The 25,750-nt window shown below is 63.5% G+C and carries 26 protein-coding genes and 1 pseudogene; 10 read left to right on the forward strand and 17 right to left on the reverse strand.

Translation table 11 applies throughout. The features are described from left to right. A pseudogene (locus tag B3B04_RS00645) lies at positions 1 to 330 on the forward strand (hypothetical protein); the annotation flags it as partial. Between the two features lie 20 nt (positions 331 to 350). Then, positions 351 to 1,202: a carboxylating nicotinate-nucleotide diphosphorylase gene (nadC, locus tag B3B04_RS00650; protein WP_292038753.1), complete on the forward strand. Its 852-nt coding sequence runs from the start codon at positions 351 to 353 to the stop codon at positions 1,200 to 1,202. A gap of 3 nt (positions 1,203 to 1,205) precedes the next feature. Here the strand turns inward: nadC and B3B04_RS00655 are convergent, their stop codons facing one another. Together B3B04_RS00655 and B3B04_RS00660 are read right to left on the reverse strand one after the other, a co-directional pair. After that, complete coding sequence (locus B3B04_RS00655) at positions 1,206 to 2,309, reverse strand: acyltransferase family protein (protein ID WP_292038754.1); 1,104 nt, start codon at positions 2,307 to 2,309, stop codon at positions 1,206 to 1,208. Positions 2,310 to 2,455: 146 nt separating this feature from the next. Continuing rightward, complete coding sequence (locus tag B3B04_RS00660; RefSeq protein WP_292038755.1) at positions 2,456 to 3,493, reverse strand: cell wall hydrolase; 1,038 nt, start codon at positions 3,491 to 3,493, stop codon at positions 2,456 to 2,458. A gap of 429 nt (positions 3,494 to 3,922) precedes the next feature. On the opposite strand from B3B04_RS00660, the gene B3B04_RS00665 reads away from it, so the two are divergent. Both B3B04_RS00665 and B3B04_RS00670 read left to right on the forward strand, forming a co-directional pair. Continuing rightward, positions 3,923 to 4,123, forward strand: a complete 201-nt coding sequence (locus tag B3B04_RS00665) for a hypothetical protein (RefSeq protein WP_292038756.1) — start codon at positions 3,923 to 3,925, stop codon at positions 4,121 to 4,123. Between the two features lie 298 nt (positions 4,124 to 4,421). Next, positions 4,422 to 4,784 carry a DUF6481 family protein gene (locus B3B04_RS00670; RefSeq protein ID WP_292038758.1) on the forward strand — a complete coding sequence of 121 codons (363 nt, stop codon included), beginning with the start codon at positions 4,422 to 4,424 and terminating at the stop codon, positions 4,782 to 4,784. Positions 4,785 to 4,840: 56 nt separating this feature from the next. Here the strand turns inward: B3B04_RS00670 and B3B04_RS00675 are convergent, their stop codons facing one another. Next, entirely contained in the window at positions 4,841 to 7,702 is a 2,862-nt protein-coding gene (locus tag B3B04_RS00675) for a hybrid sensor histidine kinase/response regulator (protein WP_292038759.1), read from the reverse strand. A gap of 241 nt (positions 7,703 to 7,943) precedes the next feature. Between B3B04_RS00675 and B3B04_RS00680 the strand changes: the two genes are divergently transcribed. Beyond that, positions 7,944 to 8,423, forward strand: a complete 480-nt coding sequence (locus B3B04_RS00680; RefSeq protein WP_292038760.1) for a Dps family protein — start codon at positions 7,944 to 7,946, stop codon at positions 8,421 to 8,423. A 177-nt stretch (positions 8,424 to 8,600) separates the two neighbouring features. Then, complete coding sequence (locus B3B04_RS00685; protein WP_292038762.1) at positions 8,601 to 9,719, forward strand: cell wall hydrolase; 1,119 nt, start codon at positions 8,601 to 8,603, stop codon at positions 9,717 to 9,719. Positions 9,720 to 9,748: 29 nt separating this feature from the next. Here the strand turns inward: B3B04_RS00685 and B3B04_RS00690 are convergent, their stop codons facing one another. The 3 genes from B3B04_RS00690 to B3B04_RS00700 form a co-directional block, all read right to left on the reverse strand. Next, positions 9,749 to 10,027: a hypothetical protein gene (locus tag B3B04_RS00690; RefSeq protein ID WP_292038763.1), complete on the reverse strand. Its 279-nt coding sequence runs from the start codon at positions 10,025 to 10,027 to the stop codon at positions 9,749 to 9,751. Positions 10,028 to 10,130: 103 nt separating this feature from the next. Beyond that, positions 10,131 to 11,099 (reverse strand): thioredoxin-disulfide reductase, encoded by a 969-nt coding sequence (gene trxB, locus B3B04_RS00695; RefSeq protein WP_292038765.1) that lies wholly within the window; start codon positions 11,097 to 11,099, stop codon positions 10,131 to 10,133. A 44-nt stretch (positions 11,100 to 11,143) separates the two neighbouring features. Then, positions 11,144 to 12,037: a LysR substrate-binding domain-containing protein gene (locus B3B04_RS00700; protein WP_292038767.1), complete on the reverse strand. Its 894-nt coding sequence runs from the start codon at positions 12,035 to 12,037 to the stop codon at positions 11,144 to 11,146. 118 nt (positions 12,038 to 12,155) lie between these two features. Here B3B04_RS00700 and B3B04_RS00705 point away from each other — a divergent pair, with 118 nt between their 5' ends. Next, complete coding sequence (locus B3B04_RS00705) at positions 12,156 to 13,022, forward strand: pirin family protein (protein WP_292038770.1); 867 nt, start codon at positions 12,156 to 12,158, stop codon at positions 13,020 to 13,022. Between the two features lie 52 nt (positions 13,023 to 13,074). Then, positions 13,075 to 13,698 (forward strand): isochorismate family cysteine hydrolase YcaC, encoded by a 624-nt coding sequence (ycaC, locus tag B3B04_RS00710; RefSeq protein WP_292038771.1) that lies wholly within the window; start codon positions 13,075 to 13,077, stop codon positions 13,696 to 13,698. A gap of 93 nt (positions 13,699 to 13,791) precedes the next feature. On the opposite strand, the gene B3B04_RS00715 is transcribed toward ycaC, so the two are convergent. The 9 genes from B3B04_RS00715 to B3B04_RS00755 all read right to left on the reverse strand — a co-directional run bounded on the left by B3B04_RS00715 (position 13,792) and on the right by B3B04_RS00755 (position 21,034). Next, positions 13,792 to 15,036, reverse strand: coding sequence for a DUF2254 domain-containing protein (locus tag B3B04_RS00715; protein ID WP_292038773.1), 1,245 nt, complete (start codon positions 15,034 to 15,036; stop codon positions 13,792 to 13,794). A gap of 119 nt (positions 15,037 to 15,155) precedes the next feature. Then, positions 15,156 to 16,211 (reverse strand): hypothetical protein, encoded by a 1,056-nt coding sequence (locus B3B04_RS00720; protein WP_292038774.1) that lies wholly within the window; start codon positions 16,209 to 16,211, stop codon positions 15,156 to 15,158. Between the two features lie 85 nt (positions 16,212 to 16,296). Continuing rightward, complete coding sequence (locus B3B04_RS00725; protein WP_292038777.1) at positions 16,297 to 17,262, reverse strand: mitochondrial fission ELM1 family protein; 966 nt, start codon at positions 17,260 to 17,262, stop codon at positions 16,297 to 16,299. Positions 17,263 to 17,312: 50 nt separating this feature from the next. Further along, a complete protein-coding gene (greA, locus tag B3B04_RS00730) occupies positions 17,313 to 17,786 on the reverse strand; it encodes a transcription elongation factor GreA (RefSeq protein WP_292038779.1) in 474 nt (157 codons plus the stop codon). A 248-nt stretch (positions 17,787 to 18,034) separates the two neighbouring features. Beyond that, on the reverse strand, positions 18,035 to 18,271 hold the full coding sequence (locus B3B04_RS00735; RefSeq protein ID WP_292038781.1) for a hypothetical protein: 237 nt from the start codon (positions 18,269 to 18,271) through the stop codon (positions 18,035 to 18,037). 56 nt (positions 18,272 to 18,327) lie between these two features. Then, entirely contained in the window at positions 18,328 to 19,005 is a 678-nt protein-coding gene (locus B3B04_RS00740; RefSeq protein ID WP_292038783.1) for a glutathione S-transferase, read from the reverse strand. A 33-nt stretch (positions 19,006 to 19,038) separates the two neighbouring features. Beyond that, positions 19,039 to 19,239 carry a cysteine protease gene (locus B3B04_RS00745; protein WP_292038785.1) on the reverse strand — a complete coding sequence of 67 codons (201 nt, stop codon included), beginning with the start codon at positions 19,237 to 19,239 and terminating at the stop codon, positions 19,039 to 19,041. Positions 19,240 to 19,333: 94 nt separating this feature from the next. Further along, a complete protein-coding gene (locus B3B04_RS00750) occupies positions 19,334 to 20,650 on the reverse strand; it encodes a M20 metallopeptidase family protein (protein ID WP_292038787.1) in 1,317 nt (438 codons plus the stop codon). Between the two features lie 72 nt (positions 20,651 to 20,722). Beyond that, on the reverse strand, positions 20,723 to 21,034 hold the full coding sequence (locus B3B04_RS00755; RefSeq protein WP_292038789.1) for a DUF1294 domain-containing protein: 312 nt from the start codon (positions 21,032 to 21,034) through the stop codon (positions 20,723 to 20,725). 12 nt (positions 21,035 to 21,046) lie between these two features. Between B3B04_RS00755 and B3B04_RS00760 the strand changes: the two genes are divergently transcribed. Further along, the gene (locus B3B04_RS00760) at positions 21,047 to 21,469 is read left to right on the forward strand and encodes a hypothetical protein (protein ID WP_292038794.1); all 423 of its coding nucleotides are present in this window, start codon (positions 21,047 to 21,049) and stop codon (positions 21,467 to 21,469) included. Between the two features lie 141 nt (positions 21,470 to 21,610). Then, the gene (locus B3B04_RS00765) at positions 21,611 to 22,048 is read left to right on the forward strand and encodes a MarR family winged helix-turn-helix transcriptional regulator (RefSeq protein ID WP_292038798.1); all 438 of its coding nucleotides are present in this window, start codon (positions 21,611 to 21,613) and stop codon (positions 22,046 to 22,048) included. Here B3B04_RS00765 and B3B04_RS00770 read toward each other — a convergent pair. Continuing rightward, positions 22,039 to 22,899, reverse strand: coding sequence for an alpha/beta fold hydrolase (locus tag B3B04_RS00770; RefSeq protein ID WP_292038800.1), 861 nt, complete (start codon positions 22,897 to 22,899; stop codon positions 22,039 to 22,041). The two genes, B3B04_RS00765 and B3B04_RS00770, sit on opposite strands and share 10 nt — an antisense overlap. 265 nt (positions 22,900 to 23,164) lie before the next feature. Then, on the reverse strand, positions 23,165 to 25,750 hold a 2,586-nt coding region (gene carB, locus B3B04_RS00775; RefSeq protein ID WP_292038802.1), incomplete at its 5' end, for a carbamoyl-phosphate synthase large subunit.

Below are 25,750 nucleotides of genomic sequence, written 5' to 3' on the forward strand. Positions count from 1 at the left end.
CATGATGGCGCGGCGGGCGAGGCGGCGCTGAGAACTGTGGCGGTGGGTGACGATCTGCCCGCTGAGGCCATGGCGCGGCTCAGGGCGGCGATGACGCGATACTGCGGTGTGGTGCGCGATGAAGCGGGCCTGCGGACACTGTGCGGCTTGATCGAGGAGATGGCGGAGGCCTATCCGGCGGCGCTGTCGGTTCAGGCGGCGCGGTTGATTGCCGAGGGGGCGCTGGCGCGGCGCGAAAGCCGTGGCGGGCACTATCGGGCGGATTATCCGCAGACGGAGGCCGTGGGGCAGCACACGCGCGCGCGACGTGCGGTGGCTGTGGCGGCTTGAAGGTTTCAGGAGAGAGTGTGATGCGTGAACTGCCCGATATGGTGATCGAGCCTGTGGTGCGGATGGCGCTGGCCGAGGATTTGGGGCGCTGTGGCGATGTGACGGCGCAGGCGTGTATTCCGGTCGAGGCCCGTATGACGGCCCAGTTCCGCGCGCGCCAGGAAGGGGTGATGGCGGGCGGGGCGGCGGTTCGCATCGCGTGTCTGATGATGGACCCGTCCGCGCGGGTGGATGTGCGCGTGATGGATGGTCAGCCGATCGCCAAGGGCGATGTGCTGGTCGAGGTTGAAGGCTCTGCGCGGGGTCTGTTGGCGGCGGAGCGGACCGCGCTGAATATTCTGGGGCGTCTGTGCGGTATCGCGACCCAGACGCGCGCCTATGTGCAGGCGGTGGCGGGAACGCACGCGCGTATTGCAGATACGCGCAAGACGACGCCGGGCCTGAGGGCGCTGGAGAAACATGCGGTGGCGTGCGGCGGCGGGATCAATCACCGTTTTGGGCTGGATGACGCCATTCTGATCAAGGACAACCACGTCGCTGTGTGTGGTGGCGTCGGCAAGGCTGTGCGCGCGGCCAAGGCCTTTGCGCCGCATCTGATGAAGGTGGAAGTGGAGGTCGACAGTCTGGACCAGTTGGGCGAGGCGCTGGCCGAGGGGCCGGACGTCATCATGCTGGACAACTTTGCCCTGACCGACATGGAAGAGGCGGTGCGACGCGTAAAGGCCAGCGGCGTGGCCGTGGTGCTGGAGGCATCCGGCGGGGTCAATCTGGACACGGTGGCGGCGATTGCGGCCACCGGCGTGGATGTGATTTCGGTGGGGGCGCTGACCCACTCGGTGATCCAGCTGGATATCGGTCTGGATGCCGTCTGAGCCCTAGAACCAGCGCTTGCGGATGTAGCGCTGGATCGGGGCGTCGATCAGCCGGTCGAACAGGTCGGCGACGATGATGGCGATGGCCAGAGTGCCCAGCCACAGGGTCCAGCCTGCGGGGCCTGACAAAAGGGCGGGTGCGACCTTGGCCAGCACGGGGATGGCTCCGGCGAACAGGACGGCACCCGTCAGGGTGTGGGTCATGAACAGGCAAAAGCTGATCCGCGCGCCCCAGACGGCACCGGGCAGGGGCTTGGTGACCAAAAGGCCGCCAAAGCCCAGCGTCAGCACACAGATGGCATAGGCGGCGAGCAGGTCGGAGCTGATCCACAGCGCATCGGCCAGCAGCACCAGACAGCCGCCCAGCGCCAGAAGGCGGAAGGTACGCGCAGGCCAACGGGCTGTCTCGACCGCGCGGGCGACCAGCAGGCCGGACAGATACATGGGCAGGCAGCGGAAAGTGGCCCACTGGGCCGGCAGGTTGAACACCGAATGGTCCAGAACCTGAAGGCTGATGTATTGCGAGACCGCCATGATGAGCAGCGCCAGACCGATGGCGGCTGTGGCAGTGGGCACCTTGGATATTGCGCGCCACGTCCATGGCAGGAAGGCATAGCAGAGCAGCAGCACAGACAGGGTCCACGCCGGAATGTTCCATTCTGAGCCGCCAAGCCCGAAAGCTTGCAGCAGGAAGATCTGGGCGGGGATACCGCTGAGGGGGAAACGCTCGGGGTGGTCAGGCGGGCTGCCGATCGCGGTGGCGGCCAGCACCAGTATGACCAAAAGCGCCAAGGTGATGATGTGGGTGGGGTAGCCGCGCCAGAAGCGTTTGATCCAGAAGCGCCACGGAGTCAGCTGGCCCGCCAGCAGGGCCTTGCCATAGGCGCGGGCCAGCACAAAGCCCGACAGCAGCAGGAAAAAGTCCGTCGCCAGATAGCCGCGATCCCAGATGGGGTGCAGCTCGCGCAGGTTCACAGGGGCGGTCGAACCAAAGTGGAAAATGACCACGAACAGGGCGGCGACAAAGCGCAGGGCGTCCAGCGGCCCGCCGCGCACGACCGGCCGGCTGGAGTCTGAGGTGGCACTGATCGAAACGGATTTGTGCATGGCGCATCCCGGGCTTTTCCGCCGGTGCGCTTGCAAATAACGGGCCGTCGCGAACTGTGTCGCAGTGGCGCATTTGGTCGATATTTCAGGGAACAGGCTGCGGCGGCGGGCGTTTTATACCCGTACCGTCGCAGCCTTTGATCCTGTTAGGCCTCGGCGGCGACGCGGACCTGGACGGAGGCCGCGTCAGCGCTCACCTGCGTAGGGGCCGGGGTGGCAGGCGTAGGGGCTGGAGCCGCTGTTGATGCCTCGGGTTTGGCTTCGGTCGACGGCGGGTTCTGGGCCGTGGCGACATAGGGGCGCGGACCGGATTGGACCGGCGTATCCGATGCCTTGATCAGTTGCGGCACAGCGGCAGAAGCTTCGACCTCGGCCGACAGATTGGACGCCGAGCCGTTACGGCCACCGAAACGATAGAAGACGTGATCGCCCACGGCGCTTACACGCACCAGACGGTTGCGCCACGACGGGGCAACGGCGGTGGTGTGGAAGTGGGTGGCCGTGCCGACAGCACGATAGACTTCGCCAGACAGAGCCGCAGAAGCGATATCACGGGCGCGGTTCCACGCCGACTGGTTCACACGGGCGCGCATGGCCCCGTTGCAGGTGAACGAGAACTGGCAGCCGGTCGAGCGGTTCGAGCCCTGGAAGACCACGCCGCAGACGGTTTTCGGAAAAGCCGGATGGCGGGCGCGGTTCAGAACGACCTGAGCCACCGCCTTCATGCCGTCGCGGCCTTCGCCACGGGCTTCGTAATAGACGGCCTGGGTCAGACATTCGAGGTCGCGCGACTGGTCGCGGGCACCGGCGATGCGGAAGGCACTGACCGCGCCGGGGGTCTCGAGCGCTTCGAGACGGGCGGTCAAAAGTTCGGCCTGACGGTCGCGGCGGGCCGCACCATCGGGCGCATACGGATCGTGTCGGTTGGCGATGGCCATGGCGCTGGCATCGAGACCGCCAGCCGCCTGAGCCATAGCTTCCGGGCTGTACCCACCAAGGCCAGCATCGGAGAGCCGCTCGGCCTGAGTGCGCACGGTGGAGGCCTGGGCAGTCATGCCGCCCAGATAGGCTCCTCCGACCGCGAGGCTAACAAGACCGCCAATCGCCACGGTCACCGCGATAGGGCGCGGGTCCAGTTGGCGTGCGGCAGCGGTTAGCTCACGCATGTGCGAAGAGAATGACAATCGATATTTCCTGTTCGGCAGGGCGAAAAACGCCGCCCCCTAGTCTCGGCACCCACTGACAGCACAAACTGAACAGAGGCACCGATAACCACGTTCGCTATGACGGAGCGCACCGTGGAAGCCGGGCCTTAAGCCAAACCCTTATGGCGGAATTGTGATCGATTCGGCAAATTGAGTGATGAGCTAGCCTAAAGTCATGCCTTATCGTGTATGGGTTGTGATGTCCGCAGGGCTTGGATGAAGTTTGTTTGAGGTGATCTTGCGAATACTGTATTGGCAAGTCTTGATGAAGTCGTGGGTGGGCCGCGCCAATTGTCGAAAACCGATTTCGGCCGGTTGCGAATACTTGGCGCATGACTCTGTGCGCGCTTTTGGAACCTCTTGATATGGCAAGCGTTGCAAAACGTGACATTTCAAGGAGTTCGGACGATGACAACGGTTTTCGTGAAGAAGTTAACGGGCGTGGCCCTGATGGGCGTATTTGCAGCCTCGCTGGCAGCCTGCGGGCAGACGGTCGAGCAGAAGGCGGCGACCGGTGCAGTAGCCGGTGCTGTGGTTGGCGGGCCGGTCGGGGCCGCTGTGGGCGGGGCTGCCGGTGCCGCTGTCGGCCACGCCGACAAACCGCGCTAAGGCCGGATAGCGACAACAGACCCAAGAGGGGGCAGGGCGTCGTCCTGCCCCTTTTTGTCGGTTTTATCGGGGTGTTCGGTGCGCGCGTCAGGGCAAGCCACACGGCCCAAATTAACGGCAAGGCTTGATTTCTTGCTCCCAATAGGGTTTGCCGAACCCCTGTAGCGAGGTGGTGCGACCTTTCGGGCCACTGAAGGTCCCCCAAAGGGGCCTGTGCCTTGCCTTCTCTTTATTGTGCGGACCGCGGCTGTGACGGCTGAATGCCGTACCTACATCCAAGGAAAGAATCCGCCTGTCTATGCGTGACCTCAAGAACACCGGCGTTAACGATCGTCTGCAAGCCCAGAAAGCCGCCAAGGCCGCACTTCTCGCCAAGTTCAAACCAAAGCCCGCCGTTCAGGACCCCGAATTCGAAAAGCTGCAAGCCAAGCGCGAAGCCGAGCGTGAGGCTCTGCGCCAGCAGCGCGAACTGGAAAAGGCCGAGCAGCGCCGCCTGAAGGCCGACGCCGATGCGGCCCGTCAGGCCCAGGAAGTGGCGGCTCAGGACGCGATCGACGAAGCCCGTCGCGCCGAGCGCAAGGCCCGCAAGGCTCTGACCAAGGAAGAGCAGAAGCAGCGCCGTGACCAGCGCTATGCGGCCCGCAAGGCGCGTTCGCGCTAAGCATCGATACGCCGAAATCAAAAAGGGCGGTCCTGACGGGCCGCCCTTTTTTGTTCTCAGCGTCGATCCAACACGGCCTTGAGCTGGGCCCCCGTATAGGGTTTGGGCAGGAAGGACCACGGTGTGCCCTTCAGCGCCTCGGCCTCTCCGGGGAAGCCGGATGTCAGGACGATCCGCAGTTCCGGCCAGCCCTCGTGGATCTGATGGGCCAGTTCGATTCCGCTGATGCCGCCGGGCATGAGGATGTCGCTAAGCACGACCTCGTAGGACTGGGTCTCCAGCTTTTTCAGGGCCTCATAGGCATTGGCGGCGTGATCGACTTCGAAGCCCTCGGCATGCAGCAGGGAGGTGGCGATGGCGGCGACATCGTGATCATCCTCGACCAGCAGCAGGCGCACGGCCGTCGCGGGCATGGCATCCTGGACGGGGCTGTCTGTCGAGGACGGGGCGGGGGTGACCGCCTTGGTGCGTTTGGCCGCAGGGCGGGCATCCTCTGCCACGGTCCAGGGCAGGAACAGGTGGATGTGGGTGCCCTTGCCGACCGTGGACTGGATGGAGATAGACCCGCCGGACTGTCGCGTGAACCCGTAGACCTGTGACAGGCCGAGGCCTGTGCCGTGGCCCACGCCCTTGGTGGTAAAGAACGGCTCGAAAACGCGCCGCTGGACCTCTTCGGACATGCCAGAGCCATTGTCGCTGACAGTAATGCGGACATAGCGGCCGGGAGCCAGATCGCCGGGGTGCAGGGCGGCCTTGCGTTTTGTTCGTGCGCGGGGGTGGTCGATGCCAAGCGGAAGCTCCGGATCGCGGGCCTGCGGGACCAGATACTCGGCGGTCTCGACGGTGATACGGCCATCGGGCGGCGAGGCATCGCGGGCGTTGACCAGCAGATTGATCAGGGCGGCCTCGAACTTGGCCGGATCGACGAGTGTGGGGGCCGTTCCCCGCTTGAGCTTGAACTGGAGCGTCATGCCTTCGCCCACGGCGCGGTGCAGCAGGGGCTCGCCTTCCGAGATCAGGGCGTTGAGGTCGGTCTGGCTGGGGGAGAGGGTCTGGCGGCGCGAGAAGGCCAGCAACTGGCCTGTCAGCCGCTCTCCGCGTTTGGCGGCGGCGAGGGCCGCTTCGCCCAGTTTCTGGCGGCGGGCGGGATCGTCTGTGCGCAGGATGATATCCAGCCCGCCCATGATGACCGTCAGCAGGTTGTTGAAATCATGCGCCACGCCGCCGGTCAGGCGGCCCACGGCCTCCAAGCGGTGGGCGCGGACAAGGTCGGCCTCGGCCTTGGCCTTTTCGGCGAGGGCGGCGCTGACGCGTTCCTCCAGCAGTTCGTTGATGCGTTTCAGGTCGCGTTCGGCGCGCTGGCTGTCGGTGACGTCGAGGCTGACGCCGGTGTAGCCGATCAGGCGACCGGTGGTGTCGTGGCGCGGGGCGGCCTCGCTGCGGATCCACCGCTCGCCAAAGATCGGGTGGTTGATCCGGTTGAGCAGCGATAATTTACGGTGGGTGCGTTCGGCATCTTCTAGAATGCGGTCCAGCGTTTCGCGGTCATCCGGATGGGTCATGTCCCGCCATGCCGAGATCAGCCGCTGGGGGGTGCGGCCCGAGAAGGCCGCGCGGAAGCGGCGATTGCCAAAGGTGGTCCGGCCCTGTTCGTCCACCATCCAGATCATGGCGGGGGCCGAGTTGGCGACCATACGGAAACGAGCCTCGGATTCTTCTATGCGGGCAGCGGCTTCCTTGGACTCGGTCATATCGAAGGCGGTGCCGACGATGCCGACAAAGCGGCCCTGACTGTCATGGTTGGGCTGGTGGAAGGAGTTCATCCACCGCCATTGACCGTCATGGCGGCGATAGCGGGCTTCCATGGTGAAGGACTTGCCCGAAGCGAGGCCTTTTTCGAAGGTACGCAGGACACGTTCGGCATCGTCGGGATGCAGCAGGTTCTGCCAGTCGTCGGCGGTAACCTCGTCGAGCTGCTGTCCGGTGAACGCCAGATAGGCGTTATTGGCAAAACGGCCCGACCGGTCCGGATGGGTCATCCATAGCGGAACTGGAATGGCATTGGCGGCCACGCGCAGGCTGTGGCGGATTTCGCTGAGCTCGGCCTTGGCGCGGCGCGTCTCGGTGATGTCTGCCACCACGCCGATGAGACCATAGGCCGGACCGTCATCCTCGTGGAGGACGCGGATGTTGACGAGGGTTTGGACGTCCTCGCCGTCAGGGCGGATATAGCGGTTTTCAACCTGCCAGCCGCTGGTAGGGCGCAAGGGGACTTCGTTCAGCACCTTGCGGGCGATGGGGATATCGTCGGGGTGGATGAAATCCGTAACGGGGCGACCGATGACGTCGTCTTCGGCGCGGCCAACGATGTCCAGGAAGCGGGCGTTGGCCTGTTGGATGACCGCTTGAAGGTCGGTGCGGACAATGCCGACCGACGCCTGTTCGAAGATGGCTTTCAGCTGGGCCGCATTCTCGCGCTGCTCGCCCATCAGGCCTTCAAGCTCTGTGTGGGCGACAGACAGGCTGCGCAAGGACTGGCGCAAGGACGAGCCGATGACGGCGCAGAACAGGCCGATCGCCCAAAAGGAGATGGCTGGCCGCCAATAGTTCACCGGCGTGTCACCCGGGACCAGCATATCGAAGATGACCGCCATGCCCAGCGAGCATAAGGCCATGGTCATAAGGGCGGTTACGAGCCCTCCGCCCAAGGCTCCCAACAGGACGGCGGGAAGAAGGAGGGAAAAGCCGACAACCGCGCCCAGTACCGGTCCGAGTAAAAGGCGAAGGCCGATGAACAGGGCCGTCAGGGCCAGCGCCAACACGAATTTCCACGGCAAGCCCCGCGGAGGAGCCGAGGCAAAACGGGCCAAGGGGCCGTCAAGGACATACATCCCCTTGGACGCGTTGTGGTTAGGCATATTGAACCTTGGGCGGCGGAAGTAACGCAAAAAACTCGGGAGAAAATCGGGCTCTAATGCAACGCTGTTTGTCGTTTGACGTTCCCGCCGCAAGGCCCAGTTTTATGAAGCGGTACGGTCGGGACCTTGCGTCAGATCAAATCCGGCTCCGTGCGGTGTCGCCAACCTTTAAAAAACAGCCGCGATACCTATGTTTGAGGGCGTAAATCACCATCCCCCGTCAGTGCAGGTAAGGAAGAGTATGAGCGACAAGATCGACACCGGTTTCAGCGAAGCCCAACGCAAGTCTGTGGCCCAGGAGCTATCCAAGGTTTTGGCTGATAGCTATGCCATCTATCTGAAGACGCACGGTTATCACTGGAACGTGCAGGGGCCTGAATTCTTCAGCCTGCATGGCCTGTTCCAACAGCAATATACCGAGATGTGGAATGCGCTGGATGACATTGCCGAGCGTATTCGCGCGCTGGGCGAGTTTGCGCCGCAGTCGGCCTCGGCTTTCGGCAATCTGACGTCGATTTCCGACGGTCATCCGGACAAGAGCGCTCAAGAGATGCTGCAAGACCTGATCCGCGACCATGGCACTGTGCTGAAGACCATTCGCGGCGCTCTGGAGGCTTCGGACGAAGCCGGAGACGAGGCCAGTGTGGACTTGATGACCCAGCGCCTGCATTTCCATGAGAAAGCGGCATGGATGCTGCGCTCCAGCCTGGGCAACCGCTGAAGCGTCTGACAGACACAGGCCGTTTGCTCAACAAACGGTAATGCAATCGTCCGAAAACTGCCGGAATACGCCTGCTAAAGGATACCGGTATAGTTTTCGGACGTTGTCGTTTTCAGGACCCCGATGACACCTCGCGATCCCCGCACGATCAGGCCCGATCAACCGCGTAAGCGGTCGATGCTGCCTGTCGCGTTTGCGGCGGGAGCGGCGCTGGTGACGGCATTGGCTGCGGGGGTGAATGCGCGCTCCAGTCCGCGTCTGGACATGGACCGGACCGCAGAGGCCGTGGCCGAGGCTGCCGGCGGCCGATATGATCTGATGGGGCTGGCAGGCGTGATGTCGCGTCTGGACGGGGCGCAGCTGGCACTGGCGCTGCGGCATGATCCGGCCATGGGCGCGTCATCGCTGCCCGGTCTGACGCCCGGCTGGGGCAATCTGCGACTGGGCGGACGGCCCGATCCGTTTGCTGTGGCGACCGGACTTGAGGCCTTGAGGTTGAACGCGGCCGAGGCGGGCGAAAGCGTCGTCGCGGCGGCACCGCCGTTCCGCTTTCAGCCTGCGGGGGCGGATGATCGTCGCCGCGCCCTGAGGTGCCTGACGCAAGCGGTCTATTATGAAGCGGCGCTGGAGGCGGATGACGGCCAATTGGCCGTGGCGCAAGTGGTGTTGAACCGTGTGCGCGATCCCAACTATCCCAACAGCATCTGCGGCGTGGTCTATCAGGGGGCCGAGCGCAATACCGGCTGCCAGTTCACTTTTACCTGTGACGGGGCGCTGGCGCGTTCACCGACGGCGTGGGGATGGAGCCGTGCGCAAAAGGTCGCGGAGCGTGCGCTGGCGGGCGAGGTGGCCAAGCCGGTGGGTTCGGCAACCCACTATCATGCTGACTATGTCCGCCCGTGGTGGGCTCCCAGCCTGACCAAGGTGTCACAGGTGGGGGCCCATATCTTCTATCGCTGGAAGGGGGCGGCGGGCACGGTGGCCGCGCTGACCCACAGCTATAGCGGACGCGAGCCGGTGATCGACGAGGCGTTGTTCGCGCGGCCGCGCGATGTGGTCACGGCGGCACTGGGCGATGAGCCCATGGCGGACAAGAGTGCCGAACTGGTGCGCGATCTGCTGGGGACGGGTAACCGGACGGTGGAGTTCGAGGGCACGACAAAGATTGTGGGTGCGCCCAGCCTCGGTGGACGTCGCCAGCCGACGGCCAAGGAAATCTCCGACATCAACGAGCGCCTGAAGGCGTTTGAGGAAGGGCGTCCCGTGCCATCACCGGCCCCGACACCCGAAGACTGATCCAGAAGACGGGACCCGAAGGTCGGCTTTTAGCGGTCGCGGGTCGGGTGCGCGCGGGTGGCAAGATAGGCCTGCTGGGCCGCTTGCTCTTGCCTGCTAAAAGGAACGTCGGTGACGCCTACGATGGGGCGGTAGAGCCCCCAATCGTAGTGGTCGTAATAGGTTTGGCCGGATTCGTTATGGGTCGAGGCGTGGAAGGCTTTGACCAAGCGGGCCCCCGGTTCGCGTAGGGCATCGGCCTGCGCGCTGACGACGACGCATTCCATACTGTCGTCGGTTTCCCAGATTTCAAACAGAAGCGTGGCCATGACAGAGCTTTGCCGTAAAAAAAGGCCGCTCCGAAGAGCGGCCTTTAGACTATCAAGCCCGCGTCGGGTCGAGAAGGCGGAGCCTTCTGACCGCGGGCCAAGCTTAAAGCGCCTTTTTGTGGTCTTCCTCGGCGAGGAAGCGGGCCGCGTCGAGGGCGGCCATACAGCCCATGCCCGCAGCGGTGACGGCTTGGCGGTAGACGTCGTCGGTGACGTCGCCCGCGGCATAGACGCCTTCGATAGCCGTCTTGGGGGTACCGGGCTGGACGACAATGTAGCCGCCTTCTTTCATTTCCAGCTGGCCTGCGAACAGGGCCGAGGACGGGGCGTGGCCGATGGCGATGAAGACACCGTCAGCCTCGATTTCCGAGGTCTCGCCCGTGACGGTGTTCTTGAGGCGCACACCGGTAACGTTCTTGGCAAAACCGTCGACGGCACCGACGATTTCCTCGACGGCACTGTTCCAGATGATGTTGACCTTCGGGTGCTGGAACAGGCGCTCCTGCAGGATTTTTTCCGAGCGCAGGGTGTCGCGGCGGTGGACCAGCGTGACGCTCTCGGCGAAGTTCGTGAGGAAGAGGGCCTCTTCGACGGCGGTGTTGCCGCCGCCGACCACCACAACCTTTTTGCCGCGATAGAAGAAGCCGTCGCAGGTGGCGCAGGCCGAAACGCCGAAGCCCTGATAGGCGCTCTCGGATTCAAGGCCCAGCCATTTGGCCTGTGCACCGGTGGAGATGATGACGGTCTCGGCCAGCATTTCGGTGCCGCTGTCCAGCGTCAGGCGGAAGGGGCGTTGCGACAGGTCGGCCTTGACCACGATGTCGTGGATGACCTCGGTGCCGACGTGTTCGGCCTGTTCCTGCATTTGCTGCATCAGCCACGGACCCTGAATGGTCTCGGCAAAGCCCGGATAGTTTTCGACATCCGTGGTGATGGTCAGCTGGCCGCCCGGCTGGAGGCCGGCGATCACAACAGGATTGAGCGAGGCGCGGGCGGCGTAGATGGCGGCGGTCCAGCCAGCAGGACCGGAGCCGATAATGGCGACGCGAACGGTACGGATGTCTTGGGTCATGGGCGCTATTTAGAGGGTGATTCTGTGCGGCGCTATGGGGCTTTTTAGCTGAAGCGTCCGTCGCAGAAATCGAGGAAGGCGCGCACGGCGGGCATCATGCCGCGGCGGGTGGGAACGACGGCGTGGATGATACCCGAAAGAGGGTGCCAACCGGGGAGGACCTCGACCAGTTCGGCGGTACGCAGGCGCGGCAGGGCCACGACACTGGGCAGACGGGCAATGCCGACGCCCTTGAGGGTGGCGTCGAGCAGGGCGGACATGTCCTGCGTCATCAGGCGCGGTTGGTGAAACTGGCGGTGGTGCTGGCCATCGGGGCCGCACAGTTCCCAATAGTGGTTCGATTGCTCGGGATCCCATGACAGGCTGGGCAGGCCGGTGAGCTGGTCCGGATGCGACAGATGGCCTTGCGGCAGGCATGACGGGGCGCAGACCAGATGCTGATCATCGGTGCCGAACTGGCGCACGATCAGGTCACTGTCTTCCAGAGGGGGGAAGCGCACGCGGATCGCCAGATCAAAGCCTTCGCGCAGCACGTCCACGCGCCGGTTAGTGCTTTCCAGAATGACCGAAACCTTGGGGTACTGCATCATGAAGTCGGCGACGATGTGGGCCAGCTGGTACTGGATCATCGACGAGGGGCAGGCGATGCGGATCACACCCTGCGGCTCGTTGGTCTGCAGGGCGACGGCGTCGGCGGCGGCCTCGGCCTCGGCCAGCATGGCGCGGCAGTGGGCATAGAAGGTTTGACCCACATCGGTGACGCTGAAACTGCGGGTCGAGCGCTGGATCAGGCGAACCCCGAGCCTCGCTTCAAGGTCGGCCAGACGGCGGCTGATGCTGGATCGCGGCAGGCCCAGACGGCGCCCCGCCGCCGATAGTCCCTTCTCCTCGACCACATAGGCGAAGAGGCGAAAGTCGTTCAGGTCGGGTAGGGGCATTGTTCCAAATCTGAGACACTGAGTTATCGGATCGCTATCTACAGCGGTTTTTGTCGTTGTTCTATCAACATTTCAACGCGGGCCGCTCCGGCAGCCCTTTGAGATTTGGAGTTCGGACATGCGCGACATCACGGGAGTTTTCAGCGAAAAACGCCAGCACTGGGTGGGGGATGGTTTCCCTGTCCGCAGCCTGCTGTCGCACCATGCCGCCGGGGCTGCAGCCAGCCCGTTTCTGCTGCTGGACCATGCCGGTCCGCATGAGTTTGCGCCCAAGCTGGGCCAGCCGCGCGGCGTGGGGGCTCACCCGCACAAGGGCTTCGAGACGGTCACCATCGTTTATGACGGCGAGGTGGAACACCGCGACTCTACCGGTGCGGGCGGCGTCATCGGGCCGGGCGATGTGCAATGGATGACGGCCGGTGACGGCATCATCCACGAGGAGTTCCACTCGCCTGAGTTCACCCGCAAGGGCGGCGCGTTCGAGATGGTGCAGCTGTGGGTCAATCTTCCGGCCAAGGACAAGTCTGCGCCTGCGGGCTACCAGAACATCACCAATGACATGATCCCTGTTGTCGAGAGCAACGGCGCGAGTGTGCGGGTGATTGCCGGGGGTTATGGCGAGGTCGATGGACCGGCACGGACCTTTACCGACATCAATGTGTGGGATGTGCGGGTAGCCAAGTCGCAGACGATGACCCTGCCGGTTCCGGCCAGCCACAATGTCTCGCTGGTCGTGCTGAACGGCGCGGTGGTGCTGGGTGAGGTCGCCTTTACGGACGGTGCCACCTTGATGCTGGCTCCCGGTGAGGCTGATGTCGAAATCGGCGTGACCGAAGGCACCAAACTGGTGGTGCTGAGCGGTGAGCCGATCGATGAGCCCGTGTTCGCCTATGGCCCGTTCGTGATGAACACCGAGGCCGAGATCCGAACCGCGATCGCCGACTTCAATGCCGGTCGTTTTGGCCGCATCGCGCAGGCTGCCTGAGCAGGCCTGCATCCTTCTTTCTCTCCCCCCAACCAAACGAAAGACTGGTAATATGAGCAAACCCTATGTGCGTCTGAACAAGGATGATGCTGCCGTTCTTCTGGTGGATCACCAGACCGGCCTGCTGTCGCTGGTTCGCGATATCGATCCGGACAAGTTCAAGAACAACGTGCTGGCGCTGGCCGATCTGGCCAAATACTTCAACCTGCCGACCATTCTGACCACCAGCTTTGAAGATGGTCCGAACGGCCCGCTGGTACCGGAACTGAAGGAGATCTTCCCTGACGCGCCGTATATCGCGCGTCCGGGCCAGATCAACGCCTGGGACAACGAGGACTTCGTCAATGCCATCAAGGCAACTGGCAAGAAGCAGCTGATCATTGCCGGTGTGGTGACCGAGGTCTGCGTGACCTTCCCGGTGCTGTCGGCGCTTGAAGAAGGCTTCGATGTCTTCGTCATCACCGATGCGTCGGGCACCTTCAACCACATCACCCGCGATGCGGCTTGGGATCGTATGTCGCAAGCCGGTGCCCAACTTATGAGCTGGTTCGGTGCGGCTGGTGAACTGCACCGCGACTGGCGCAACGATGTCGATGGTCTGGGTGCGCTGTTCTCGAACCACATTCCGGACTACCGCAACCTGATCAACAGCTACGTCAAGCAGACCCAGAAATAAGGTCTGGCAAAGCGTAACGGAAACGGGCGTTCGACAAGGTGTCGAGCGCCCTTTTCTAGGCTGTGAAGGTAATCAAGGTGCCCTGAAGGCCGCTCAGGCCTGACTGCCGGCTTCGCGTTCAATCCGTTCGATATCGGACGGGGCGGTGAGGGCCAGTTTGGCGCGTTGATACGCCATTTCGGCCTGTTGTCGGGCCGCGGCGCGGAAGGCGGGGCTGCCCGATTGTTGTAGCGCCATCAGGGATTTTTGCAGGCGAAGCTGGATTTCGATCAGATGCGCGCCATCGCGGGCGGGCAACATAAAAGCGTCCTCGAAGAGGTCGGCATCGGCGATGGGCGAAACGTACAGGCGGGGATAGTCGACAGGGACATCATCGCGACCCTTGCCCCACTGCGCCAGCAAACGGGTCTGGCGGCCGATCACATCGAGGGCGGTGCCGGGGTCATTGGTTGCGGGCGACAGGGCGCGCGACGCGACCTCGGCCATGACCGCCAGACCGAAGCGGGGGTCCTGATCAAAGGTACGGGTGGAGGCGATGACAAACTGGTTCAGCAGGGTGTCATACAGCTCGTCTTCGAAAGGGCCGACAACGTACATCAGGACCGTGCCCTCATAGCAGAAGGCCCCGGCATTCACGGGGATGTAGCTGGTCAAGGCATGCTCTTCGCAAAGGCGCGACAGGGCTTCGATGTCAGCGAACTGAAGGTAGCCGATTGCCTTGGAACGGATCGCGCGGCCATTTTCGGGCGGGGTGTCCGCGTTGCGCCACGGATTGGCACCCAGATAGGGCACGGAAAGTCGGGTCGCGATGGCCAGCCGCGTGGCGTCTTCGACCCGCTCGATCGTGGTGCTGACCCGCCCCAGAGACAGCAGATGATTGATCCAGCGCAGCAGCTGGGCAACGATCAGGGCGATGACGCCAATGGTAATGACAAACAGGACGGCCCTGCCTTCATCGCCATAGGAGCCGGTTCTCAGGACAATCAGCCCGACGATGCTGAAGATAAAGGCCCCGATGAAGGTCGACAGCACGTTGTGGGTGACCTTGTCCTCCATCAACAGTTTCGTGGCGCGGGGAGTGACGTTGTTGGTTGCGGCACCGAAGGCCGACGTGACCGCGCCGAGCGAAAAGGTGGTGACGGCAAGCATGCTGGACGCAATGACGTTCAGCAGGCTGTCGACCGCCTCGCGGGAGACTTCAAAGGGGAGCGTCCACGGGAAAAAACGGTCGGACACGGTCGCGACGAGAGCTGTCGTGATCCCCAAAATGCCGAAAAGGATCGCCTGCCACCAGAGTTGACGCTTGATCCGGCTTAACAGCCATTGCCCGTATTTCATGCCCGATGCCCACCAACGCCCTTTGTCCCCGAGGCTGTCTAAACCCTTTGGGGGTGCAGGCGGTTCCGACCGGGTGGCTGCTGCCTGTCCGGAGCCATGGAAGGGCGGAAGGCTTGCAGCTAGCCGTTGTCGCGGGCGTAGGTGTAGGCGTTGAGGGCGTATTCCATGCCTTCGGCCTCGTCGTCACCGCCCCATGCGCGGTAGTCAATAACGCGAAGGCCCTCGTTGAACAGCGACAGGACACGGCTTTCGGCGTCCGCCCATGACAGGGCGTTGGCGTGTTCGTTCTCGAGGTTCAGACAGGGGAAGCGCTGGCGCAGGTCGCTATATCCGGCATCCAGAAGTTCGACATTCACAACGGTTTCGTCAACGTCCACGCCAAGAATGGCGATGAGGCCATAGATGTAGGCATAGGCACCGCGACCATAGGTCTGCTGGGTCGCCTCCATGGCCCACAGCGCGAACCGTTCGAGAGAGTGTTCATCCTTGCCGTACCAACGCGGCAGCATGTCCTGCCCGTGCTCGCGCAACAGTTGCAGATTGGTCGGATCCAGCTGAATGACCTGATTGAAGCCCTCGACCACATCATCGTGCGTGCAGGTCAGGCGCGATACCGAGTTATAATACTGGGCGTACCAAGGGTAGTTAAGCGGGTCGAACCGGCCGGTTTCGTCGATTTTGACGGCCTCGTCCTGAGCCGACAGGGCCTTATAGCCGCGCATGTTCCATTGCTGGGACAGGTCGAGCGAGGCGTCGTCTGTATTCACCGTCCAGTCGGTGCCGCGGAATTCGTCGGCTACGTCGTAACAGGCCTGAGCCAGCAGCACGGCGGTGTAGGGCTCGGGGCGCAGGCGGTAGGCCGCCTCGAACGGTGCGACATGGGCTTCTGCTTCAGCCGGTCCCTTCAGGTTTTCGCAGTCGGCAATCCAGTAGTGCGAGGCCGCAGCAACCTTGACGCCCCAAGGTGTTGTGTCCTCTCCGGCGATGGCCGCCCGGACACTGTCGGCATAGGCAAGAATAGCGTCGGGGGTTGTGGCCTGTGAGGCCTGTTTTCTCAGGGGGGCGATGTTGCCCCAGACTTCCTCCGGGGTCGCGATGCGAAAGCCTTCGGCCTCGCGCAGTTTGCCGTGGGAATGATCTTTGCGGCGGAACAGATTACCAAACAGCGACACCAAACACCCATACTCTTGCGATCAGGGACGGCGTTTGCGCCCCCACGAAGGCCCAACGCCCCCGTCGAGGGTCTGTTCCTGAGCCTTGTCAGGAACGGTTGGCCCGTTTTGCCAGAATGACGCGGGCTGCGCGGTGGGTCTCCGACAAAGGCTCATAGGTCCAGTGCGGCAAGGTGCCGTCAAAGGGACGGGTGGCACCGTGATCCTGAAGTTCCTGATGCAGGCGCGCGAACTTGGTCTGGGGTTTCAGCGGTACCATGGGCAGGATGTGGACCGGCTTTCCGGTCGAGGCGGCCTCGGTGGCCATATTGGCGCTGTCCTCTGTCACGAGGATGTGGTCGGCAGCGTCCAGCATGGCAAACAGCGGATTGTCGCCTGCGCCGTCCCAGATCCAGCCCTTTACCGGTTTGAGACGCTGCATCATCAGGGTCTGGGCGATCAGGGGCGTGCGGCGCGAGAAGGTGACCAGCAGCGAGCCGCCCGCTTCCTCGACCGTGTCGGCGATCACGTCGGCGAGGGTGGCGGCGTGTTCGGGTGTGAGGTCAAACGCCTTGGAGGTGCCGCCGATCATGACGGCCACGCGCGGATGGGGCAGCGGAGCGATGCGGTCGGCAAACTGCGGTGCCGCTGCGCGCAGGCGGGCGGGCGTGATGCGGTGCGGGCTGCCCAGAATGGAAAGGACATTGGGACCGGATACCTGATCATGCTTGGGCGCGACGATCAGGTCATAGGCGCGGTTCTTCCAGCGCGGGTCCTGCGTCTGCACGACCAAGGTCCTGTCCTTGGAGGCGGCCTTGATGCGCACGGACAGGGGCAGGGTGGCGCGGCCCGTGGCGATCCAGATGTCGGGAAAGTCGGGGCCGGCGAGCAGGTCCCCACCCTCGGCCAGCATCCACGGCTGTTTCAGCGCCGAAGGCCATCGGTCAAAGGCCGGTTTCCAGCGCACGATGTGGCGGGGGATGGGGACAGGCGTGAGGGCAGCCAGAGCCTCGGCCAGACCCAGAGACTGGTTCTCTATGCCCCGACGGCCATCGGAGACGACCCATACAGACAAGGGGCGCGCAGTCGAACTGCGCGCCCCGAGAGTGTCAGCGGTGGTGGAGCTTACTTCCACTCGACCTTGAGGATTTCGTAGGCCTTCACACCGCCGGGGGTGTTGACCTCGACCACGTCACCGACCTCTTTCGAAATCAGGGCGCGGGCGATCGGCGAGGCGATCGAAATCTTGCGGGCCTTCACGTCGGCTTCGTCTTCGCCAACGATTTTGTAGAAGGACTCTTCGTCGGTGTCTTCGTCCACCAGATGGACGGTCGCGCCGAATTTGACCACGTCGCCCGAAAGCTTGGTGACGTCGATCACCTGGGCGCGGGACAGCTTGTCCTCGATTTCGGCGATGGAGCCTTCGATCCAGCCCTGACGTTCCTTGGCCGCGTGATATTCCGCGTTTTCGGACAGGTCACCATGCTCGCGCGCCTCGGCGATGGCGGCGATAACAGCCGGTCGTTCGACCGTCTTAAGATGCTTCAGTTGATCGTCGAGAGCGCGATAGCCCTCGTCCGTCATCGGCACTTTTTCCATTGTGTCGTGAGTTTCTTGCTACGCCCGAAGACAGGTGGTGAAAAATGATCCGGTCCCGCTCGCGGCCACGGGGCGGTGCGTGACCGGGGGCTAAGAAGCTAGGTCAAACCGGGCCAAACTTCAAGATGGAGAAGTATGGCAAAGTTTGTTGAGCAATCGATGGTCTGCAAAAATCAGCCCGGCAGCAGGCCCGGATAGACGCACACAACGGACGCGTGGCGCTTTGGTTTCGCCACCGTGGCACCTTTTCAGGTGCGGCTGTCGATCCGGTGGGACGGACGAACTTCCGTCTCAAGCGCAGAGCGCGTGCGGTTCCAGATCGCCAGACCACCACGCACGGCCGAGAAGACCAGCAAGGCCAAGCACATCAGGCCACCGAAAGCAAAGGCCATCGAGATCGGGGCGACGGGTAGAAAGATAAACGCGAACAGGAAGCAGACAGCCCCCGCGAGGGCTGTGACGGTATGACGGATGGGGACGAACATGCGGGGTGAACGTCCCGCTAAACCTGAAGTTGCAGAACGTCGCTACGCTGAAAGCGTCAGTTTTTGGGCGCGTAGGCGTAGTCGCCGCCCCTGGCTAGTGCGGCCGTATAGGCGGGGCGGGCGTGGATGGCGTTTAGGAAGCGGGCGATGTTGGGGAAGTGGGCCAGAACCAGCCCGCGGGTTGCGGCAGCCTCCAACGCGAAGCTCATCATGACGTCGGCGGCGGAGAAATTGGCCCCTGCGAACCAGCCGGTTTGAGCCAGGCTGTCTTCGATGAAGCGGAAATGGGTCTGCATTTGCGGGTCGATGAAGCCTGCATTGGCCTTGGCGGCGATGGCCTTTACGACAGGGCGCATGAGGGCCGGTGCACGATGGGGCAGTTGGCTGAAGACCAGTTTCAGCAACAGGGGCGGCATGGCCGAGCCCTCGGCATAGTGCATCCAGAAGGTGAACTGGCGACCGGCAGGTGTGCCGCGCAACGGATGCAGGTGGCCGCCCGTATCATAGGTGTCGATCAGATATTCGACGATGGCTCCCGTCTCGGCCAGCAGGATGTCGCCGTCCTGAAGCAGGGGGGCCTTGCCCAGCGGATGCAGGGCTTTGAGTGCCTCGGGGGCCAGATAGGTCTTCGGATCCCGCTCATAGCGTTTCACCTGATAGTCGAGGCCCAGTTCTTCCAGCAGCCATAGAAGGCGCTGGGAGCGGGAGTCGGCGAGGTGGTGGACGACGATCATGAGCGGTTCCTGTAGGGATGACGCCGCCAGCGGTTAAAGCCAGCGTTTGCGGCGTCGTTGCGGTTGGACAGGGGCCTGGGGTTGGCCGGTGGGAGCCTTTGTACGCTGGTAGTTGCGCCACAGTTCAAACGCGCCGAAGCCCAGCGCCAGAATTCCGGCGTGGCGACCGGCGACCTTGCGGGTGGCGCGGGACATTAGAAGGGTGCCGATAATCGGAACGAGACGCCCTAGCATGGTGTGATCTCCTGTACGGGTAGGACAGGAAAACGGTGCGGGGCCGTAGAAGGTTCACATTCCCGCACCGTGATGACCGCGATGTTATCGGGGCCTATTGGCCAAACAGGTCCTCGACCGCCGAGACGGTGGCGATGACGCCTGTCGGGACCGAGGTGGCCGGATCGATGCGGAACAGCGGCGAATGGTGCGGGGGCGGGTTGTCCTTCAGGTCTTCGGGCAGGCCGCCGACGGCGAAGATCACGGCCTTAACGCCATGTTCGGGCGCGCCGTAGAAGGCGAAGTCCTCGGCCCCCATGCCCTGACGGGTGACGTCCAGCACGCGTTCCTGACCCAGAGCCTCGGTAATGCTGGCGCGGACGCGCTGGGCGGTTTCGGTGTGGTTGATGGTGGGCGGGGTGGATTCGGTGGGCGAGCGCACCACGACCGGCAGGCGGTCTTCGGGCACGTTCAAGGCCATGGCCGTGTGGCGGGCGATGCGTTCGATGCCGTCCAGCAGGGTGTCGCGCACGGCGTAGGAGTCCGAGCGGACAGTCAGTTGCAGGTCCACTTCCTCGGGGACGATATTGTGCTTGGTGCCGCCATGGATGGAGCCGACGGTGACGACGGCCCCTTGCAACGGGTCTGTCTCGCGGCTGCGCAGGGTTTGCAGGGCGGTGACGATGTGGGCCGAGACGGTGACCGGATCGACCGTCAGGTGCGGAGCCGCGCCGTGGCCGCCGACGCCGCGTACCTTGATGTCCACGCTGTCGGCGCTGGAATAGGCGATGTCCTGCGGGACCCAGACCGCGCCGCCCGGCAGGGCCGAGGAGACGTGGAAGCCGATGGCATATTCAGGCTTGGGGAAGCGGGTGAACAGGCCGTCCTGTATCATGGCGCGGGCCCCTTCGACGCGCTCTTCGGCGGGTTGGGCAATCAGGACCAGAGTGCCGGACCATTTGTCCTTGCGGGCGGCCAGCTGGCGGGCGGTGCCGACGAGAGCGGTGATGTGAACATCGTGGCCGCAGGCGTGCATGACGAATTTCTCGACGCCGTCGCGGTCGACCTCACGGTGGGTGGAGGGATTGGGGGCGCCGGAGCGTTCCTCGATCGGCAGGCCGTCCATGTCGGCGCGGACCAGAACTGTCTTGCCCGGGCCGTTTTCCAGCACGGCCACCACACCTGTGCCGCCGACGCCCTCGGTCACGGTGTAGCCCAGAGCGCGCAGCTCCTGCGCCATGCGGGCGGCGGTCTGGGTTTCCAGACCCGACAGTTCGGGGTGGCGGTGGAAGTGGTCAAACAGACTGGCCAGATTGGCTTGATAGTCGGCCTGAACCGCTGCGGTCAGGGCCGGATCGGCCATGGCCGGAGCGGCGCTGAGGCACAGGCTGACGATGGCGGCACTGGCCAGAAGATGGTTTTGGATACGCATGGGGACCCCTCCCGTCGAAAACAGATGTTCGACAGTAAACACAGATCAGTGTTCGGCAAGGGGGAGGCGGAACTATTGCGCGATGACGGCCATCAGGGCGGCGACGGAGACGATGTGAACCGCCGAGAGGGCCACGGCGCGGCGGCGGAACGGCTGCTTTCGGGTCTTGTGACGAAAGACAGAGGAGGCGGACATGGCCCCGAGCCCGCCCGTGAGAGCGAGGATCAAAAGCTGGCGCTCGGGGATGCGCCCCGATTGCGTGACGGCGGCCAACTTGTCGTAGCCGTATACGGCAAAGCTCACCATATTGAGCGCGGCGATCAGGTAGTAAAAGACATCTGGCGTCATTATGTGCAGGGTGGGCCGCAATCCGAGACGGCGCAAGGAGTGGACGCCATGAACAAATTTGCGAGCGTGATACTGGTGGCCGGCCTGTCGGGCGGACTGCTGGCATCGTGTGGCTCGGCATCCGAAAAGGTGCTGGAGCGCGCCGCTTCGCCGGATGGCAAGCTGGAGGCCGTTCTGATGAACTGCAAGGACCCCGCCAATCCCTCGACCACCCTGCTGACCGGTGCGGTGTTTGAAACCAAGGGCAAGAATTGCGGCGACGTCACCACGGGCGGGCTGGCCAGCTTTGTGGTGTCCAATGCGCCCGATCAGGAAGGCGCGGGCGCGGGCGTCAGTTGGGACGGCCAGCAGGCGGTGTTCGATGTCGAGGGTGATCGCACGCTGGTGCGGCGTCAGGCCAGCGGGGGCGTGGCGCTGGATATGATTGTGCTGAAGGGCAATTTCGAAGGCGCGGATATCGATCAGGACTGACGGTTCGCACCCTCGGACAAAAGAAGCCCCCGCCGGATCGGCTCCGGCGGGGGCTTTTGTTTTGGGCGAAGGTGATGTGGAGGTTTTCAAGGCTTTCGATTAAATCGTGTGCGATTTATATTTCTACTTATGAGCAAGCCCTTGAATTCTCTTACGTCGGTGTTGGACGATTTCCTGTGTTTCTCGCTGTACGGGGCCGGTCTGGCGATGACGCGGCTGTACAAGCCGCTGTTGGAACCGTTCAACCTGACCTATCCGCAGTATCTTGTGCTGACCGCCCTGAGCGAGAAGGACGGGGTGAAGGTGGGCGAGCTGGGCGAGCGGTTGCAGCTGGAGACCAATACGCTGACCCCGCTGGTCAAGCGGCTGGAGGCGGCGGGTCTGGTGTCACGCCAGCGCGACAAGACCGATGAGCGCGTGGTGCGCGTGGCCCTGACGGCGCAAGGGCAGGAAGTGGTCACGGCGGCCCATGCCTGTATTCCGCAACAGGTGCTGGAGGCGACGGGGCTCTCTGCCGATGAGCTTAAGGACCTGAACCGCAAGCTGAAGGCTTTGCAGAGCGCGCTGGCTCAGGGCTGAGGGTTAAGGCTGGCGCGTGTGTGGCGGGCGATGGTGTCGATGAAGGTCGGCAGTATGGCCGAGGGCAGGGCGTGGCCGAGGCGCGGTACGATGACGAGTTCTGAACCTGCGATAATGGCGTTCAGGGCGCGCGCATTGTCGGGCGGCAGGATGGGATCCAGCGCGCCGTGCAGGACCAGCGTCGGGCAGGAGAGGTCGCGCAGGCGTCCGGTCCAGTCCTCGCGCGTGGTCAGGCTGGCGTGATTGAACATACTGGCGGGAGTGCGGGCGCGTTTCAGGACCTGATGGATGCGTTGGCGGGTGGCGGTCTCGTCAAAGGCCATGCCGGTGCTGTGGCTGAGGCGCTCTATCGTTAGCAGGAAGTCGGTGACGGCTGCCGCGCTCGACCAGTCGAGGCTGGAGAGCTGATTGAAATGGTCGAGGAACTCGGGCGCGATATGGGGCAGGTCGGGGCCGTCCCATCCCAATGGCTCTGAGGCATAGAGGATCAGGGAGCGGACGCGGTCGGGGTGTTTGAGCGCGATCATCTGGGCAATGTAGCCGCCCAATGACATGCCCATCAGGGTGGCCTGTGGCAGGTCATAGGCGTCGAGGATGGCGATAACATCGGATGCCATATCCTCGACCGTATAGGTGGCCTCGCCCGGCGGGACGGTGGTGGTTTGACCTGTGTCGCGGTGGTCGAACCGGATGACGTAGAAGCCTTGGTCGGCCAGCCCGTGGCACAGGGCATCGGGCCAGCCGAGCATGGACGCGGTCGAGCCCATGATCAGGACGATGGCGGGATCGGAAGGGCGGCCAAAGGCCTCGGTGGCGAGGTCGATACCGGCCGATGTGACCGTCTTGTTCATGGCCGTGCCTGCGGGTTTGTCGGCGGGTGCACAACAAGGTTAGGCAAGGCTCGGCAGAGTGACAACCGAAGGTTGGCGCGCGGGGCTCCCGTCAAGCCGGAGGGTGACGGAGATGGATACGCCTTGCGTGTCCAGCCTCCGCGAGGCGAACGTAGGGCAAACAAGCCCTCAAGCGGTGAGCGCCCGCGGCACGAGCGATAGGGCAAAAAGAACCCCGAAGGCGAAGCCGTCGGGGGTCTTTTTTCTTAGTTAGGGGTCTTTTTTCTTAGTTATAAGATTGGATCGGGCGGACATCCATTTCGCCGTTGCGGATGGCCTTGATGGCCTTGGCGGCGGCGATGGCTCCGTAAGCCGTCGTGTAATAAGGCAGCTTTTGCATCAGCGCAGTGCGGCGGATGGCGAAGCTGTCGGCCAGAGCCTGCTTGCCTTCGGTGGTGTTGAAGACCAGCTGGATTTCGCCATTCTTCATCGCGTCGACGATGTTCGGGCGGCCTTCCAGAACCTTCTTCACCAGACCGACTTCCAGACCTTGCTCGGTCAGGTAGGAGTGGGTGCCAGCGGTCGAGACAACCTTGAAGCCTTGTTCGATCAGGGTCTTCACAGCGTCGAGGATGAAGGGTTTGTCGGCATCCTTGACCGAAACGAAGGCGGTGCCTTCGGTCGGGAGCTTGGTGCCGCCACCGATCTGGGCCTTGGCGAAGGCGCGGGCGAAGGCCGGAGCCAGATCGGCTTCGTCTTCACGCTTGTAGTCTAGACCCATGACTTCACCGGTCGAGCGCATTTCCGGGCCGAGGATGGTGTCGACGCCGGCAAAGCGGGCGAACGGGAAGACCGCTTCCTTGACCGCGATGTGTTCCAGTTCCTTGTCGACCAGACCGAAGGAGGCGAGCTTCTCGCCGGCCATGACCTTGGCGGCGATGGCGGCAATCGGCTGACCGATGGTCTTGGCGACGAACGGGGCGGTACGCGAGGCGCGCGGGTTTACTTCCAGCACGAAGATGCGCGGGTTGTCGCCGTGCGGCTCTTCGATGGCGAACTGGACGTTCATCAGGCCGCGCACCTTGAGGGCCTTGGCCATCTCGGTGGTCTGACGCTTCAGCTCGGCCACGATGGCGGGCGACAGCGAGTGCGGCGGCATCGAGCAGGCCGAGTCGCCCGAGTGGACGCCGGCTTCTTCGATGTGTTCCAGAACGCCAGCCACGAAGACGGTTTCGTCGTCGCACAGGGCGTCGACGTCCACCTCGGTGGCGCGGTTCAGATAGTGGTCGATCAGGACGGGATCATCGCCCGAGACGCGCATGGCTTCGCCGACGTAGCGGTCGAGGCCCTCGCGGTCGTGGACGATCATCATGCCGCGGCCACCCAGAACATAGGATGGGCGCAGGACGACCGGATAGCCAACTTCCTCGGCCTTGGCTGCGGCTTCTTCAGCCGAGCGGGCCAGAGCGTTCGGCGGCTGTTGCAGGCCGATGGCTTGCAGCATCTGCTGGAAGCGCTCGCGGTCTTCGGCCAGGTCGATCGAGTCGACCGAGGTGCCCAGAACCGGAATGTTGTCTTCCTGCAGGGCGTGGGCCAGCTTCAGCGGGGTTTGACCGCCGAACTGGACGACGCAGCCGATCAGGTCGCCCTTGGAGCGTTCGACTTCGATCAGCTCGAGCACGTCTTCGGTGGTCAGCGGTTCGAAATACAGACGGTCGGAGGTGTCGTAGTCGGTCGACACGGTTTCCGGGTTGCAGTTGACCATGATGCTTTCGACATTGATGTCGGCGAAAGCGAAGGCCGCGTGGCAGCAGCAGTAGTCGAACTCGATGCCCTGACCGATACGGTTCGGGCCACCGCCGAGGATGATCGCCTTCTTGCGGTCCGAAACTTCGGCCTCACAAGCAGGGACCTGACCGAGGATGCCGGTCTCGTAGGTCGAGTACATATAGGCGGTCGCAGAGGCGAACTCGGCGGCGCAGGTGTCGATACGCTTGAAGACCGGACGCACTTCGAGGGCGCGACGAGCGAGGCGGACCTCTTTCTCGGTCTTGCCGACGAGGGCACCCAGACGGGCATCCGAGAAGCCCTTGGCCTTCAGGCGGCGGAACTCGGTCGCGTCTGTCGGCAGACCTTGAACGCGGATGTGGCCTTCGGTGCGGATGATGTCTGCGATCTGGCGCAGGAACCACGGCTCGTAGGAGCAGGCCGCGTTGACTTCTTCCACGGTCAGGCCGTGGCGGAAGGCTTGGGCGATGACGCGGATACGGTCCGGCGTCGGCTGGCCCAGAGCGCGGATGACGGCAGCCTTGATGGCAGCGTCGTCGGCGTCGCCGGTGGTGCCTTCGATCTCGACTTCGTCAAAGCCGTTCAGGCCAGTTTCCAGACCGCGCAGAGCCTTCTGCATGGATTCCTGGAAGGTACGGCCGATGGCCATGACCTCACCGACCGACTTCATGGCGGTGGTCAGCGACGGCTCCGAGCCCGGATACTTCTCGAAGGCGAAGCGCGGGATCTTGGTGACGACATAGTCGATCGACGGCTCGAACGAAGCCGGAGTGACCTTGGTGATGTCGTTCTGCAGTTCGTCGAGGGTGTAACCGACGGCCAGCTTGGCGGCGATCTTGGCGATCGGGAAGCCGGTGGCCTTGGAGGCCAGAGCCGACGAGCGCGACACGCGCGGGTTCATCTCGATGACAACCATGCGGCCATCGGCAGGGTTGATGGCCCACTGAACGTTCGAACCGCCGGTCTCAACGCCGATCTCGCGCAGCACGTTGATCGAGCCGGTACGCATCAGCTGATATTCTTTGTCGGTCAGCGTCAGGGCCGGAGCGACAGTGATCGAGTCGCCGGTGTGGACGCCCATCGG

The sequence above is a fragment of the Brevundimonas sp. UBA5713 genome (assembly GCF_002419815.1).
Lineage (GTDB): Bacteria > Pseudomonadota > Alphaproteobacteria > Caulobacterales > Caulobacteraceae > Brevundimonas.

Bases quoted from the DNA above. Each gene is read 5' to 3' on its own strand.
- nadC (WP_292038753.1), top strand. From the start codon at position 351: ATGCGTGAACTGCCCGATATGGTGATCGAGCCTGTGGTGCGGATGGCG.
- B3B04_RS00655 (WP_292038754.1), bottom strand. From the start codon at position 2,309: ATGCACAAATCCGTTTCGATCAGTGCCACCTCAGACTCCAGCCGGCCG.
- B3B04_RS00665 (WP_292038756.1), top strand. From the start codon at position 3,923: ATGACAACGGTTTTCGTGAAGAAGTTAACGGGCGTGGCCCTGATGGGC.
- B3B04_RS00670 (WP_292038758.1), top strand. From the start codon at position 4,422: ATGCGTGACCTCAAGAACACCGGCGTTAACGATCGTCTGCAAGCCCAG.
- B3B04_RS00675 (WP_292038759.1), bottom strand. From the start codon at position 7,702: ATGCCTAACCACAACGCGTCCAAGGGGATGTATGTCCTTGACGGCCCC.
- B3B04_RS00680 (WP_292038760.1), top strand. From the start codon at position 7,944: ATGAGCGACAAGATCGACACCGGTTTCAGCGAAGCCCAACGCAAGTCT.
- B3B04_RS00685 (WP_292038762.1), top strand. From the start codon at position 8,601: ATGCTGCCTGTCGCGTTTGCGGCGGGAGCGGCGCTGGTGACGGCATTG.
- B3B04_RS00690 (WP_292038763.1), bottom strand. From the start codon at position 10,027: ATGGCCACGCTTCTGTTTGAAATCTGGGAAACCGACGACAGTATGGAA.
- trxB (WP_292038765.1), bottom strand. From the start codon at position 11,099: ATGACCCAAGACATCCGTACCGTTCGCGTCGCCATTATCGGCTCCGGT.
- B3B04_RS00700 (WP_292038767.1), bottom strand. From the start codon at position 12,037: ATGCCCCTACCCGACCTGAACGACTTTCGCCTCTTCGCCTATGTGGTC.
- B3B04_RS00705 (WP_292038770.1), top strand. From the start codon at position 12,156: ATGCGCGACATCACGGGAGTTTTCAGCGAAAAACGCCAGCACTGGGTG.
- ycaC (WP_292038771.1), top strand. From the start codon at position 13,075: ATGAGCAAACCCTATGTGCGTCTGAACAAGGATGATGCTGCCGTTCTT.
- B3B04_RS00715 (WP_292038773.1), bottom strand. From the start codon at position 15,036: ATGAAATACGGGCAATGGCTGTTAAGCCGGATCAAGCGTCAACTCTGG.
- greA (WP_292038779.1), bottom strand. From the start codon at position 17,786: ATGGAAAAAGTGCCGATGACGGACGAGGGCTATCGCGCTCTCGACGAT.
- B3B04_RS00735 (WP_292038781.1), bottom strand. From the start codon at position 18,271: ATGTTCGTCCCCATCCGTCATACCGTCACAGCCCTCGCGGGGGCTGTC.
- B3B04_RS00740 (WP_292038783.1), bottom strand. From the start codon at position 19,005: ATGATCGTCGTCCACCACCTCGCCGACTCCCGCTCCCAGCGCCTTCTA.
- B3B04_RS00745 (WP_292038785.1), bottom strand. From the start codon at position 19,239: ATGCTAGGGCGTCTCGTTCCGATTATCGGCACCCTTCTAATGTCCCGC.
- B3B04_RS00750 (WP_292038787.1), bottom strand. From the start codon at position 20,650: ATGCGTATCCAAAACCATCTTCTGGCCAGTGCCGCCATCGTCAGCCTG.
- B3B04_RS00760 (WP_292038794.1), top strand. From the start codon at position 21,047: ATGAACAAATTTGCGAGCGTGATACTGGTGGCCGGCCTGTCGGGCGGA.
- B3B04_RS00770 (WP_292038800.1), bottom strand. From the start codon at position 22,899: ATGAACAAGACGGTCACATCGGCCGGTATCGACCTCGCCACCGAGGCC.